Origin of the sequence: Legionella jordanis (assembly GCF_900637635.1) — a bacterium.
GTDB classification, from domain to species: Bacteria; Pseudomonadota; Gammaproteobacteria; order Legionellales; family Legionellaceae; genus Tatlockia; species Tatlockia jordanis.
This window is the reverse complement of sequence record NZ_LR134383.1, coordinates 839,499-853,841: the sequence shown is the minus strand read 5'-3', so window position 1 is coordinate 853,841 and position 14,343 is coordinate 839,499. Positions and strand designations below refer to the sequence as shown.

Here is a 14,343-nt window from a genome sequence, read left to right as displayed (position 1 = left end):
GATTAACGATATACCGGAAATTCTTCGCAAAGCTTTAACACTTGAGCTTTGACGTGAGCAATAGTATTTTCATTGTGCAAGTCATCCAGAATATCAGCTATCCATTGACTTAATGTGCTTACCTCTTGTTCTTTAAACCCGCGAGTGGTTACCGCGGGTGTACCCAAACGCAGGCCACTGGTTACAAATGGTGATTTAGGATCATTCGGTACAGTGTTTTTATTCACCGTGATATTAGCTTGTCCCAAGGCTGCATCCGCCTCTTTACCCGTAATGTTTTTACTGATTAAATTAACCAGCAACAAGTGATTCTCAGTACCTCCCGAGACAATGGGGTAGCCACGACTTTTTAAAGTTTCCGCCATCACTTTTGCATTCAGCAGCACTTGCTTTTGATATTGTTTAAATTCAGGTTGCAACGCTTCGGCAAAAGCAACTGCTTTGGCGGCAATCACATGCATTAAAGGACCGCCCTGGAACCCCGGAAATACAGTTGAATTTAATTTTTTTTCAATCTCTTCATTCGCACGCGCCATAATCAATCCACCGCGCGGACCTCTCAAAGTTTTATGGGTAGTAGTGGTAACAACATCGGCATAGGAAATAGGCGAGGGATAAAGGTCAACAGCAATCAAACCTGCGACATGGGCAATGTCCGCCATAAGATAGGCGCCCACCCGATCAGCAATGGTCCTAAATCGTCCCCAATCAAGTATCTGTGAATACGCTGAGAAACCAGCAATAATCATTTTGGGCTGATGTTTTAATGCCAACGCTTCAAGAGCATCATAATCAATCAATCCGGTTTCAACATCCACTCCATACTCAATGGCCTGATACAATTTACCAGAAAAATTAACCTTTGAACCATGGGTCAAGTGACCGCCATGTGGCAATGACATGCCCAAAATGACGTCACCTGGCTGGAGCAAAGCCATCATAACTGCGGCATTTGCTTGCGAACCTGAATGAGGTTGAACATTGACATAATCGGCACCAAACAATTTCTTTGCCCGCTCAATTGCCAAGGTTTCTGCTACATCAACGTATTGGCAACCGCCATAATAGCGTTTACCAGGATAACCTTCGGCATATTTATTGGTGAGTACAGAACCTTGTGCTTCCAACACTCGAGGGCTCGCATAATTTTCAGAAGCAATTAATTCAATATGCTCTTCTTGACGCTTGCGTTCGTCTTGAATAGCTTGCCAAAGCTCTTCATCAAAACCCGCAATCCTGTAGCTTTCATCAAACATTGGCGATCCTTAAGTGATGGATAATGGCACTATTATAGTACTGCTCTTGAGAAGCTGTCATGCTAAGCTTCCCCCCAAAATCAATTACTTCCATTCCCAGGTTTGTACACATTCGTTTGGAAAAAAATACATTAAATACAAGCAATGGTTACTTGATAATAAGGTCATTTCGAATGCGTTTTACCCCTTCTACACGACTTGCAATAGCTGCCGCCCTTTGCCGGGTCAGAGCATTGTTCACAAAACCACTTAACTGCACTACCCCTTTGAAGGTATTAACCTTAATGGCAAATCCTTTGGCGCCCAATTTGTCGATTAATTCCGCCTTCACTTTGGCAGTTACCGCGGAGCTATCGAGGTATTGGCCAGTACTTTCACTAGTTGGTCCAGCCGCACAAGCAACGATTCCTGAAATCAAAACGAGAATGACTATGTTTTTAAATATCCTTAGCATAATGTCCCCCCAAATTTGAAATTGGAAAGATAGCACACTGTGGGTATCTAGTCATGACCATGGACATTAGGTGCATAATAGTCTTTGTGACCATGAACCGAAGAGTTTTGGCCTTGTTCGTGACCATGTACTTGAATTTCCGCGCGATTATCACCTCGTCTGTGTGTCCTTACATCTGGTTGATTTTGATGCCTGCGCTCATTACCCCTATTGTGGCCATGGTTGCGGTTTCTTGGCGCCGCTTTTTGTTTGCGTGCAACGGTTTGCCCATATGCCACCGTATCAGCTTGACTATAATGATGGTGCGTATTGGACTGAGAACCATAATAGGAATCGTCATAAGGAATGTCACCACGAGGATTGCCGCGATAACCATAACCATAAGGCGTTTCCACTTGCGCACGAGGAGCAGGACGATAATAGGGATCCCCATAGTAGCCATTTTCTACAGCACAAGACGCTAAAACTGGAAATAATAGGGACAGAACAAAAAGGCGTTTCATATAAACCTCAAAAACAATGCAGATAAAAGAAAGGCACGAATTGATCGTGCCTTGACAGAAACATGACTGAATTACTTCGAAGTGATTTCAACTTTGGTTTGTTTCAAATAGGGAACAATGCGTACAGTGCTGTTAGTGTAAGTGTAACCAGCGTATACACGGTAACCGCTGTAAGTATCAATCCAAAGATTCATACCGGCATGGCAGTATCCATAGTAGAATAAATCAATGTAATGAGGAGCTTCGTAACTGTAAATGCTAAATGGGTTAAGAGTAGTGCCGTCATCGAAAACACCATAAACTCTTACGTCATCAAAACTGCTATTAATAATTTCAATCTCGCAATAACCAGGCAGTTTCGCTTTATCAGTAGGTTTGGCTGCTGCAGCATTAGCCTCAGCCTTATTTGCTTGAGGATGAAAATGATGGTTATCAGCAAAGGCAGAAGTTAACAGGCCAAAACAACAAACGAAAAGCAATGACTTAAGTTTCATTTATGAACCCCTAAATAATAGTGGAGCCCAGATGGTAACAAAGGGTTGTATTTAGTCAATAGGTTTTTTTTGTGTCCATAAAAAATATTTACTCAAAGCAATCTGATTCTTGTTCATTCGTTAAATACAAAATCAATGTCCAAATTTCGGCGGCAAAGACGTTTTTGATTCACTACAATACTTAGAAAGTAGTCATAGAGGTCGATGATGTTAAGCGAAGCCTGTAAAAAGGAGTATTATCAAGCTATGCTGGCAAAGGATAGTAGCTATAATGGCATTTTCTACGTTGGCGTCATCACCACTCATGTTTTCTGTCTTCCCAGCTGTCCAGCCAGAAAGCCAAAGTTTGGACATTGCGAATTCTTTACCACGGCTCAACAAGCCCTACTCGCTTCTTTTCGACCTTGCAAACGCTGCCAGCCCCTGTCTTCGCCAAACCAAACCTCAAAACTGGTTCAAACACTGGTGCAAGCGGTTGAACAAAACCCGGAGAAGCGTTGGAAAAATAGCGATCTGGAAGCCTTATCATGCAATGCCGCCACAGCGCGGCGGCAATTTAAAAAACGATTTGGGATGACCTTCATTGAATATGCCCGCGCAAGGCGCATAGGTCTTGCTGTTAAAAAAATACGCGCGGGTGACAGCATCATCGAAACCCAAATTGCCACAGGATATGAGTCTGGAAGTGGCTTTCGCGACGCGTTCAGCCGAATTATGGGAGCCGCTCCAAGCAAACCTCATCAACTGCAACTACTGAAAGCGTCCTGGTTGGATAGTCCCTTAGGGCCGATGATTGCAATTGCCAGTGATGAAGCACTCTATTTGTTGGAATTTATCGATCGCAGAGGCTTGGAACTTGAAGTTGAGCGCTTAAGAAGGAAAACCCATTGCGCCATCGTTCCCGGCAAAAATTCAGTCATTGAAGCCATTGAAATGGAGCTTAAGGATTATTTTGCAGGCCATTTGAGCACGTTTCAAACCCCTTTAAAACTCACAGGAACAGTCTTCCAATGCCAGGTTTGGCAAACCTTAATGAAAATACCCCTCGGCGAAACCCGCTCCTACGCAGAGCTTGCGCAATTGCTTTGTAAGCCTACGGCTTACCGTGCTGTTGCCCAAGCCAACGGAGCCAATCAAATTGCCATTGTCATACCCTGCCATCGGGTGATAAACAGCAACAACTCCTTAGGCGGTTACGGAGGGGGGATTGCCAGAAAGAAATGGCTCCTGGAGCATGAAGGGAAATCCTGTTTACCCTCAATAAATATTCAGCCGTGAGTGCAGTCTCTCTATATGTGAAATTCAGCTGGCGTTTAGAGAATAACACAACGCGAAGCGGAAGCTGGTTCTACTTTAATGACCTCATCTTTCTCATCTCCTGGGCTATTTTCTTTTCTAGCCATGGGGTTACTGAAGGCTTCATTGCTCAAAACACTGCCTTCCTGGGGGTATTCTTCAGGGGCATGCAGATTCTGTAATTTTGTTTGCACATCGCCAGGTAGCTCTTGAGTGGGTAGTTTATGTTTTTTAACGGCAAAAAGAGATAAATTGAGTAGGGATGCAACCGAGAATTCTGTATGAAATGGACTGAACTGCTCTTTAGTCCAAGGCGCAAATGTTTCGCCATCGGGTAAACTGGGTGGCACAAAATGTACATCCTGGGCCTTTAAGTATTCAAAATACAAGGTTGTGGTATGGGGAACACAAGGACTTAGATATAAAGGACTCTGAGCGGCGCGTTTAATGACGGACATTGCTACTTTTAAGCCATCATCAAGGGGCAAAGGACTCATGGCTTTGAACATTTTATCATAGTCAGCAAACCAATAATTTCTTTCTTTCATAAATCGGTTATACAAAGTCTCGCCGATCTTATCCGGGGCAATATTTTTATACTCCATAATTTGTATGCTCGTTGCCATGTTGATGGCCCCTACCATAATTTCTGCAAGGCTAATATGCGGATATTTTTCAATTTCTTCTAATAGGGATATGGCCGCAGTCAAAGCTTGGGAATTCACTTCGCGGCCATGTTTGGCGGTTCTAATATCTTTGTAGAGAGCTCGAATCAACTGAACTTCAAATGAGTTTTCTGAATTGGATAAGTGCATGAAATATTATCTATTTACTGACTTCAGAATGATGTTATCTGCATTAAACCCTATAGTCAAAAGCAATGAATGAGCCTTAGCCACTCATTAGATGGCTTGCAACTACATTTGAGCTCCTGAGCAGTTTAACTGACCGATCTGTTCATTTGATTGGATTGCGTTTTTGCATATTTGCTTTGCTGGAAGTCTTCCGTCACTGTTTTATAAGCCATACCAGCAGAGGTTTTTTCCGCCAGCTTGGATTTTTCAGCTATTTTTTCCAGGTCACCTTGGGTCAGAAAAATTAAATTTTTATTCTTTCCTTGTGGAGTTTTCATTTGCCCTGGGAACGTATGGCTGGTGATTCCCTGTTCAGCCAGTTTCCTTGCAAACTCACTGGCTTCTCTTGCAGATTTAAATTCTATTTTTAACGCATGCGCATCATGTTTGATGGCTGCCGTGGATTTTCCGATGTTGTCAACGACAGACATTCTACTTTCAACGGCTAAATTACCCATAACGCTTTTGACTGCATAACCAGTTAGAAGATGTGCCGCCTCCATTTTGCTTTTATTATCGGATGAGGCGGAAAGGTAATAATCAATCAGGGAGTGCCCGTTATCTGCGACAGGAATTTGCTGTTTCTTCAAGGCGTCGCGCAAACCTTGAAATCCGGCAGTTGCAACAGAAACAGGAACCGTTTTGAAAGTGAGTGGATTGTTTGCACCAAAGCTTATTGGATTTGCGGACTGCCTCGTGCTGTGCATTTTTTGACTCAGTTGATCTATTCGGTTAGAGGGGGCCTGATTGAATCCTGTAGATGACGTCATGGGGGTCATTTGAACCGTACCGTTTAATGCTGCTCTTCTCACCAGCGATCCGCCCAAATCTGAGGTGTCAGTTCTTAGATAATAGGGATCAATCCCTCTGGCTTGCGCAGCCTTTGCCCGAGTGTTTATTAATGTATTCTGAAAGCCGTTTTGAAACTGCCTTTTGGCTTGGTCATAAGAAGACTGGCTCGATGGGTTACTGGTGATTGATTTGAGTGAGGGCGTTCGGTCTGCCGTGCTAATTTGCTTATTCGCAACCATATTAGCAAATGCAGTTTGTGTATTTCCTAGTATATTGGTCCCCTTACCGTCTGGCCCCGTACCCCAATTCGTTTCGACATGGTCTGCTGTACTGGTGTCTTCAATAATAACCGCAGCGCCCTTGCCGTCATTAAAACTTTTTCCTAACTCAATTGACTTATTGATGGAATCTCTAAAGGAGGAGGATTGGGCGTATTTGGTTGCATTAATTTGCATCTGCACCGCGACTTTGTCGCGATCCCATTCTGCCGATGGCTTGTTGTCCTTAAATGAATAGCGAAGATCACTCGGAGGAAGTTTTTTATTTTCTTTTAATATGTCGGAAGGTCGAGGAGTATTCTCCCATTTATCGCGGTATTTTACTTTGGCTTCAGGGGTGAGCTTTTGAAAATGGAGATAATGCTCCGAGGTCTGAAAATGCACATTACCTACATCGGGGTCATTAAAATCATAGCCATTGCCATTATTGTCATCGAAGTTGCTGAGTGCAAAATTTTCTTTCCCTCTCGAATAGCCTGACACGCAAGTATTCTCTCTATCCTGCTGGGGATTACCATTGTTTAAATGCAATTGACCACCCATCGTCGCACCTTATTGAACAGTCTGATTGGTTAATTATAATCCATATAGATTAAAATTAAATTATTTGAATCATTAGATTAATATTATTTAGCCATCCCTCTTAATCCCGCATCATTAATGATGACCAATGGAAGCTGCACCCTACTGGCATTATTCAAATGATGTTGGTTTTTTCCTGAGTTCTTTAATTCTTCCTTGCTTTGATTTTTCTGCCAGTATTTTTTGCTGGGCTCGTCTTGAACGCCTTTTCTTTTGCCGTTTTAATTTTTCGGCTCGTTGCTGTTCTCTGGTTTTTTCGTCAGTAAGGAGGGTTTGCAATTTTTCACACAATCTTCTTCTTGCAAAATACCGGTTTTCTTCTCGGCTACGCGAGTCCTGGCATTTGATTTCGATACCAGAAGGCACATGCTTTAAATATACGGTTGAAGCGGTCTTATGAAGGTTCTGCCCCCCTTTTCCACTTCCTAAAATGAATTTTTCAACGAGATTAGTTTCGCTGATGTGAAGCTTGGCCATCCACTCCAGCAATTTATCCATTTTTTCTTTATTAATCATAAGGCTGCCTGCGTATACATTCGTTAGAGGTTTTGAAAGCACAGCATAACAGCAACCAACCAATCAGTGACTATTTAGAATAGCCACTGTTGAATTATTGTGACCTTTAAAAGTGGAAAGTGTTCTTATCCAATTTTAAAATTGCTTTGTACTCTCTCTTCAACCAACTCCCTTGCTGCTGCCACTGAACCAGAGACACTGAGGTTAGACCAGGGCTCAATCGGTAAAATTCGATTGACCAGTTTTTTAAATGCATCACCGACTTTGGTCGCTGTGCTTGCGGTGAATTTATTGCCGCTTAGCCGGTGTTTAGCTATGTGTCTCAAGTCGCCCATAATTTCGCGCGCAAAGTTAAAATTTTCACAATCTTCTTTGCTGGCTTGGGCAATTTTGTCTTTTAAGGCATACAAATTTTTGGGGCTCTTTAGCTCTTTGGGATCACAACTCATCTGTGCGCTCCCTAAGGACTTCATGATTGCCTTTTGTTCTGCTGGACCGGCTTTTTGAGCCCGATCTTCAAGCATAAGAATAATATCATCTATCAATTGCGCAGCATTTTTAATGATCTGTGGCACTGCAGGAATTTGTAAAATTTCTTTGTCGTAAGTGGCCAGCATCTGAGCAAATTGGGCAGGCTTAAGTCTCTGGCTGGGACTCTGTTTAGTCATTTTTTGAATCATTTCAGTTAAAATTTTAACCTGCTTTGAGCTTAACTGCGGACATGATTGGGCTAAAGACTTCTCCAGGTTTTCATTGGGGCGCAACCGCACGATTTGAGTTTCCTGATTATCGACAATCAGTTGTTCTCTTTTTACCTGGTTTAATCCTTCAGCGACGGTAATCCCCACAGAATAAATGTCGGAAACCGGGTTAGTGGCTACCCCCGTAAAGAGCTCAATGGCTGAATAAAGTGGAGTTCCGCAACTTTCTTCCGCGTTGTCACCGTCCAGGCTTGCAAAACCATAATCAACTGCCCTTACAGTTAAATCTTTATTAATGATGAAGTTGGCAGGTTTGATGTCCCCATGAATGATACCGAGCTTATGTAAACGCTGCATTTCGCTAAAAATGCCTCGCATGATGATTAAAAATTCCTGTGAACTGTATTTTTTCTTTTGAATGAGTTTTTTCAAATCCTTGCCAGGATAGAATTCATTAACCATATAAGCCTTTTTCCGATCAGGATTTTTTTTGCTGTCTGCAAAAAAAAGAGCTTTGGTATAACCCGCATGGGCACCAACTTTAGCCTCTTTCTTAATGGAAGCTTCAATTTCTTTACTGTCGCTTGCCTTGGTATCAATTTTTTGAATTTTAATCGCCTTTAGTGTGCCTGTTTTGACATTCTTTGCTTTAACCACTTTACCCCAGGCACCCTTACCCAGCTTATGGAGAACTTCATAGGACTTTAATTCTTGTTGATCTTGAAAAGAGATTGTAGTTTTCGAAGAATGTTTGGCTTGTTTACTACTCTTCTTATCCAGTTGCTCTGTATTTGATGGTTTGCTGGCTGTGCCCATAACTACGTCTTTTTTTAATTCAATTAGTACTGGCCAACAATCATGCCAGCCAAACCTTAAAGTTTTATTAAGAAATTTTAAACTGATGAAATTTTCGCGCTTAACTCATTGTGATTAGTCCTAACTAACTAGGCTTTGCATTTCTCTGCTAATGTGATAATAAATTGATAGATATTAAGAATTTACAAGGACTGTTATGACGGATTTTTTTGACCGCGTCAAACAAGGATTGAAACGGTTTTCAACTTCAGGCTCTACATCTTGTCACCGCAAGACGGAGAGAAGCAATGCAGTCACTGAAATAGTTGGACAAAGCCTTGGAAACATCAATCCCACAGCCGTTATCCCGACAAAATTGGCGCAAGGCCTTATATCAGGTTATGGTTTATTTGCAAAAGACACAGGGGGCAAAGAAAAAATAATTCACTGCATGCAAGCCTCTTTATCATTCTCTTATTTAGGAGTGGCGATTGCATTATTTTTTCAAAGTGGAGAATGTGAGGACTTAAGCGATAATCTTTGCAAAAGCTTGTTCTTATTGGACCTCTTGTATAAAGGCACCTTATTGGTAGGCTGGATACCTAGCGAGTTCTTAAAAGCAAGCCCTGAAGAGCCCCAAGACAATCCCGTTCCAGTATAATCGATTAAAACAAATGCAGCTTCAGGGATTATGGCAACTCCCAAGGAACTCTCCTTAATGAAATGTCACAGGTTTAAACTTTTTGTAATTCTCTTTTCTAAGTTTTGCATTGCATCCTTATCCTTCTTAAGGGAAAATTCTTCCGCTTAAGGCTACAGGACTTAAGATTGGAATAATTAGACAATAGGGAGAGTAAATGCTTACATTAAGAAAAACTGCACTGGCTATACTGAATTTTCAATGCAGTTTAGCACTGGCTGGTGCAATGGGTGATGTCAATGTCATGCCCGCTCATCAGGTTTATCTGGGCTTGGAAGGAGGCTATTCCATCTCAACCCAAACCCATCTACAACCAGTATATACTTACCCACGATCTACCCGCTTAGTATTTATCTCTCCAGTAAATTCCGATTGGACTCGCGATATTGGCTCAACCGGTTTGGGAGGGGCTTTCCTGGGTTACCAATGGAACCCCAATGTCAGTTTCCAATTCAGCTATGATTATCGCAAGGGTTATGACTGGAATATTCCTGCTGCAGAAGAACCTTCAATAACCGATACTATTTATGACCGCTATGAAGGCGGCGACATTACTATCCAAACTTTTTTATTTGATTTAATACTAAAGCCAAATGTCGATTGGGGAGGGTTCATTCCTTATATTAAAGGAGGAATAGGGGCTGCTCATAACAAAATTACTGGGATACAAAACATTGGCATTCCGATTTTTGGCGCACCATTAACAGTGAATCTCCTGGTGGATGGCAATTCAAGCACCAACTTCGCATGGGATGCGGGAGTTGGAGCCAATTATACCTTCGATCATTTCGGTGTCGGCTTGGGTTATCGGTTTGTCGATGCTGGAAAATTAAAAACGTCCAGTACAGTTACTGACGCAATAACTGGACTTAGGACGACAATTAGCCCACTGGAAGCCAAACACATCTTCTTGCATGAGCTGACAGCATCCATTTTTTATTCCTTCGATTTCATTTAATTAATCCTTTTGATGAATTCACTTTAACTGGCAGCATGGAATATACCCATGCTGCTCAAAACAAAAAAATTTCACTAAATCCTTTAGCAATGACTGGTGCAAAAGCACAGGCCCATGCCCCCTCATTTAAATGATGTAAATCTGTACAAATAAAGCTAAGATCAGCTTCTTTTGGATCTGAATAAATCCAACCTTTTTATTATTTGCGCACATTGCAGTTTTGCTCGTATTAAGGAAATACCTATGAACAAAGAATTGATTCAAGCCTTGGTTTTTTCAAAACATGATGAAAAAAAAATTATTAAAAAACTTTGCAAATGGTTTAAATCAAAACCCTCATTAATCGATGAGACTTATGTGCTGGATAGAACGGTTTTTCATCTTTTGGTATTAAAAGGTAAATTTAAAGCATTAAAGGCGCTCTTGGACTATCCAGAATGGCAGCGAAAGGGGCTACAACTGGATAGAAATGGTTGTAGTTTATTGCATTATGCAGCCAGGTATAACCTTGAATCCTCATCAAGCCTTAGTGTTTTGATGGGCATTTTTCCTGAACTGGTGAACCTGCAAAATAAAGCAGGCAATACGGCATTGCACGAGGCGGTTCTTGCAAAAAATCTCTTGGCTATAAAAGCCTTATTGGCAGACAGCGAGGTAGACCGCTCTTTGCAAAATGAAGCTGGGTTTACCGCTTTTATGCTTACTGCAGATGACCTGGAGTTAAAACGACCCTTTTTATACATTGATCTGTCATTGCTAAAATCTTTAAATCTTCGCTCTCAGAAAAATACCGTGAATGTAGGGGAAGAATTTAAATATTTGTTTCCTTTAATGTCCTCCAGAAGCTCCAACTATTCTCCTTCGGCTTCTCTGGAAACGAGCCCTTCTACCTCGAGATTATCTGAGCCCACCTCATCGGTTTTGTCCTTTCATCCTGTGCAAAATGAACAAAATATTGGTCAAACCCCCATTAAGAATCAAACATTGTGGCAAGCAGTTATCGAAGCCTACAAAACAGACCGGAATTCCGAGCATTATTTTCATTTACAAAAAGAATTTAATGCGTTTTGCAGTCGGTTCCTCTTAGCGGATTCTTTTGATCTAGAGCACGAGCAAGATGAGGACACCCGCTTTGCAGCAAAACAAGTGATTCATAACGCCCTGAATGAGTTATACCCGCTGGTAGATGAACATTATTCCAAAAGCCAGAATGAAATCTATAGCCTGCTTAAATTATTCATCCAAATACTTATTAATCATGCGCCCACTGCTGAGGATGAAGCCAAGGCTTTTCCAGAGTGTTTACCGCAATCATCAACTGATTTGAAACTGATGACTGAACTTTGGGATTTAACGGTTTGCCAAGCGAATCTGGACTCAAGCCGCGAGTCACAGATAAAAACTTTAAATGAAATTACTTTGGGATTGTTAAGCGCTTATCCTTTGACTCGAATTTTAATTTGCATAAGGGTCATGTTTCCCCACTTTGATTTCTCCCAAAAATTAATGGGCAATTTTATTGCCCTTCAAGCTTTGATTTACTCCGGAATTAACTTGCCCCATCTTAAGCCGCTGGTGGCTACGCATTTGCGACTGTTATGCAAAAAAAACGTCGACCCTGAAATTGGGCTTGCTAATTTAGGCGAACAATTGAACCAACTGTTGCACAAAGCTCTGGAACTAAGTTCACTCTGTGACAGCAATCTGTTGTATCAAAATTATTGCCTTCTTAGTGAAAAAATTAATCAACCTTCTTTAAGGCAAACGAACCAATCATTTGATGAATTGGTAGCCTGCGCGCTTAAACGACCGAGACAAGAGCGAAGAACGGAAGTGTTAATCCTTGCTCATGAATTGCGCATGCTAACCCGTCAATTTTATCAGGATGTTACAATTCATGAATTTGATAATTGCAGTTGGCTAAAAGACAGTCGAAACGAACGCTCCCCCCATATTGTCCAATTTACTGCTTACTTTAATAAACTAAGTTCGTATTTTACAGAAAAGCTGCTGTCCCAAACTGCAGACAACATGCAAAATGCACTGCAATTTTTATTGGATCTGGCTCAAGCATTGTGCCCTTTAGGTGAAGAAACCTATCCCGATTTAAATCATTTAATGTTGATATATAGTGTTTTAAATAATATTAATATTTCCAGAATGACTCGATATTTTGAAGAATTGCCTACCAAAGATAAAAAAATCATTGCCGAAATTGATCAAATACTGAGCCAAGAAAAGAATAAAAAATATTTAAGATATGTATACAATAAACATCGCACAGCCCTGCCCTTTTTAGGCTCATTGCTCACCGACATCTCTTTTGCTCATGAAGGGAATGACAACTCTTTAATTCGAAAAGAAACAGTGGGCAGTATTTTAAAGAAAATTTTAGAACTAAAGGTTTTGCTTAACTTCGAAGTCATTCATTTTGAAAGCAATTTACCGGAGTATTTAGCTGCATACTTGGCACCTTCAGAGGAAGAGTTATATTATTGCTCATTACAACATCAACCCAAGATTTCAGACGTCATTGATTTCGATCAGTTAGCAGATAACCTGGAGTCTTTCCTTGAGCGACTCAATAATAATTATCTGTCTCACAATCTCCTGCCACCTTCTATTTTTGAAAAAAAATCTTATACCCCCGGCCATTTTCTGGATGCATTGATTAACTACCTGCACCATCAATCTAAAAAGAACCCTTCTAATTTTCCTGCAAGGCACCAAGAAGACTTGCAGAGGGTCATGCATAAAATTATTCAAGTTAATAATGAATTTTATTATCCGAAAAATCTTTCCAATAAGCTGAACCCTATATTTTATGAATTTAAATTAGGTCAACTTCATTCAGAAGATGCTTTCACAATTCCAACCGATGCAGAACCCTCTGCTAAAAAGGAAACGAAAAGACACCGCAGAAGTAAAAGCCTCTTAACGGCTAATTCTATATTTAAACCTGAACAGACTGATATTAGGGAGGGAGCTAAAGATTTAGCCCCCAATAACGCTGCAAAATAGCATTAAATGCCCGGTTTGAAATCCCTATTTGCAAGTTCAGGCGTGCACCCTTATTTGAACCAAACAAGGTAAAGGGCGGCACTGTTACTGCTTCGTGCTTCATATCAGGAGGAGTTAGCGAGGCAATCGCTTCAAGTAAATGATGCAAAATTTCAGGTGCAGGTTTGGCAATATCCATTGCTACACGAACATGACCTATTCCTTCCCCTGATCCACTGACCTCTTCTGTTTTTCCCGTTTGAAGATCTACCTTGATGTATTTTTCTTCAATTTTGGCAATCTGAGGCTCTAGAGCGACCATCGCTGCAAAAGGATCCCAAAGATAATACACATCAAAAAAATTAATTTCAGGATGTTCTTTCTCAAAAGCAATTTTTAAAGCCTTTATTAAATTGTAAGCGAGTGAAACTGCCGTTTTGCCATTTCTTTCGGCTAAATCGCCCAATTCATTGTAGAATTGTTCAGTCACCTGAATGTGCTTAGTAACATCCAGTGGCACCATGGTGAGAGGAACTCCAGAGGCAATTACGTTTTTAGCTGCTGCCGTATCGGCAAAAATATTCCATTCACCGAGTTTATTTGGAATGTGAGGATCGAGATCCTGTATATTTCCCAATGTATGAACCGCCCCCCCATCATAACAATTTCAATGTGTTTCTTGTCTTGTGGGTATTGCTCAAACAGCCTTGCCAAATCCGTTAAAGGCCCGGTTGAAATAATCAGAACCGGTTCTTCACTTTTAGAAATAATTTCATGAAAAGCTTCAACGGCATTGGCACAGCGATGAGTGTTTGTACTTTGGCCAAGACCAATTAGAGTGGGTAAATCATCAATGAATTCTCGAATGTAAGCTGGAAAATTTTGCCCATGCTCCGCTTGTATTCTTTTATCCTCCCCCTGTCCCAGAAGTAAATCACGGAGATTTAACGTTTGACAAATTGCAGCCACATTTCTAAGCCCGCATCGGGCATCAACTTCGCCCGTTCCTGCTGTAATGACGCCGGATAAATTGACATGGCCTTTGCGAAGCATGGCTGTAATGAAGCACAAGGCAATGTAATCATCTGAGGAACCATCTTGGTATAAAATGACGTTTTTCATTCCGATCCTATTGGGTTTATTGTTTCGGCTTTGGATATAATT

At 41.1% G+C, this 14,343-nt stretch carries 12 protein-coding genes and 1 pseudogene; 4 read left to right on the top strand and 9 right to left on the bottom strand.

Going from position 1 to position 14,343, the window contains the following annotated elements:
- Positions 1 to 2: 2 nt before the first annotated feature.
- The 4 genes from glyA to EL203_RS03995 form a co-directional block, all read right to left on the bottom strand.
- Entirely contained in the window at positions 3 to 1,256 is a 1,254-nt protein-coding gene (glyA, locus tag EL203_RS04010; protein ID WP_058470404.1) for a serine hydroxymethyltransferase, read from the bottom strand.
- 148 nt (positions 1,257 to 1,404) lie between these two features.
- Positions 1,405 to 1,710, bottom strand: a complete 306-nt coding sequence (locus EL203_RS04005) for a BON domain-containing protein (RefSeq protein ID WP_058470405.1) — start codon at positions 1,708 to 1,710, stop codon at positions 1,405 to 1,407.
- Positions 1,711 to 1,757: 47 nt separating this feature from the next.
- The gene (locus EL203_RS04000) at positions 1,758 to 2,213 is read right to left on the bottom strand and encodes a hypothetical protein (protein ID WP_058470406.1); all 456 of its coding nucleotides are present in this window, start codon (positions 2,211 to 2,213) and stop codon (positions 1,758 to 1,760) included.
- A gap of 71 nt (positions 2,214 to 2,284) precedes the next feature.
- The gene (locus EL203_RS03995) at positions 2,285 to 2,707 is read right to left on the bottom strand and encodes a hypothetical protein (RefSeq protein WP_058470407.1); all 423 of its coding nucleotides are present in this window, start codon (positions 2,705 to 2,707) and stop codon (positions 2,285 to 2,287) included.
- 207 nt (positions 2,708 to 2,914) lie between these two features.
- Here EL203_RS03995 and EL203_RS03990 point away from each other — a divergent pair, with 207 nt between their 5' ends.
- Positions 2,915 to 3,985 carry a bifunctional transcriptional activator/DNA repair enzyme AdaA gene (locus EL203_RS03990; protein WP_058470408.1) on the top strand — a complete coding sequence of 357 codons (1,071 nt, stop codon included), beginning with the start codon at positions 2,915 to 2,917 and terminating at the stop codon, positions 3,983 to 3,985.
- Positions 3,986 to 4,020: 35 nt separating this feature from the next.
- Here EL203_RS03990 and EL203_RS03985 read toward each other — a convergent pair whose 3' ends face one another.
- The 4 genes from EL203_RS03985 to EL203_RS03970 form a co-directional block, all read right to left on the bottom strand.
- Positions 4,021 to 4,818, bottom strand: coding sequence for a hypothetical protein (locus EL203_RS03985; protein ID WP_058470409.1), 798 nt, complete (start codon positions 4,816 to 4,818; stop codon positions 4,021 to 4,023).
- Between the two features lie 125 nt (positions 4,819 to 4,943).
- A complete protein-coding gene (locus EL203_RS03980; protein WP_058470410.1) occupies positions 4,944 to 6,470 on the bottom strand; it encodes an NADAR family protein in 1,527 nt (508 codons plus the stop codon).
- 150 nt (positions 6,471 to 6,620) lie between these two features.
- Positions 6,621 to 7,025, bottom strand: a complete 405-nt coding sequence (locus EL203_RS03975; RefSeq protein WP_058470411.1) for a peptide chain release factor family protein — start codon at positions 7,023 to 7,025, stop codon at positions 6,621 to 6,623.
- 125 nt (positions 7,026 to 7,150) lie between these two features.
- The gene (locus EL203_RS03970) at positions 7,151 to 8,542 is read right to left on the bottom strand and encodes a protein kinase domain-containing protein (RefSeq protein WP_058470412.1); all 1,392 of its coding nucleotides are present in this window, start codon (positions 8,540 to 8,542) and stop codon (positions 7,151 to 7,153) included.
- A gap of 196 nt (positions 8,543 to 8,738) precedes the next feature.
- Between EL203_RS03970 and EL203_RS03965 the strand changes: the two genes are divergently transcribed.
- The 3 genes from EL203_RS03965 (at position 8,739) to EL203_RS03955 (ending at position 13,200) form a co-directional block, all read left to right on the top strand.
- Positions 8,739 to 9,182: a hypothetical protein gene (locus EL203_RS03965; RefSeq protein ID WP_058470413.1), complete on the top strand. Its 444-nt coding sequence runs from the start codon at positions 8,739 to 8,741 to the stop codon at positions 9,180 to 9,182.
- A 196-nt stretch (positions 9,183 to 9,378) separates the two neighbouring features.
- Positions 9,379 to 10,179: an outer membrane protein gene (locus EL203_RS03960; RefSeq protein ID WP_058470414.1), complete on the top strand. Its 801-nt coding sequence runs from the start codon at positions 9,379 to 9,381 to the stop codon at positions 10,177 to 10,179.
- Between the two features lie 243 nt (positions 10,180 to 10,422).
- Complete coding sequence (locus EL203_RS03955) at positions 10,423 to 13,200, top strand: RasGEF domain-containing protein (protein WP_058470415.1); 2,778 nt, start codon at positions 10,423 to 10,425, stop codon at positions 13,198 to 13,200.
- Here EL203_RS03955 and EL203_RS14555 read toward each other — a convergent pair.
- A pseudogene (locus EL203_RS14555) lies at positions 13,166 to 14,232 on the bottom strand (nucleoside hydrolase). The gene EL203_RS03955 and the pseudogene EL203_RS14555 sit on opposite strands and share 35 nt — an antisense overlap.
- Positions 14,233 to 14,343: the final 111 nt, after the last annotated feature.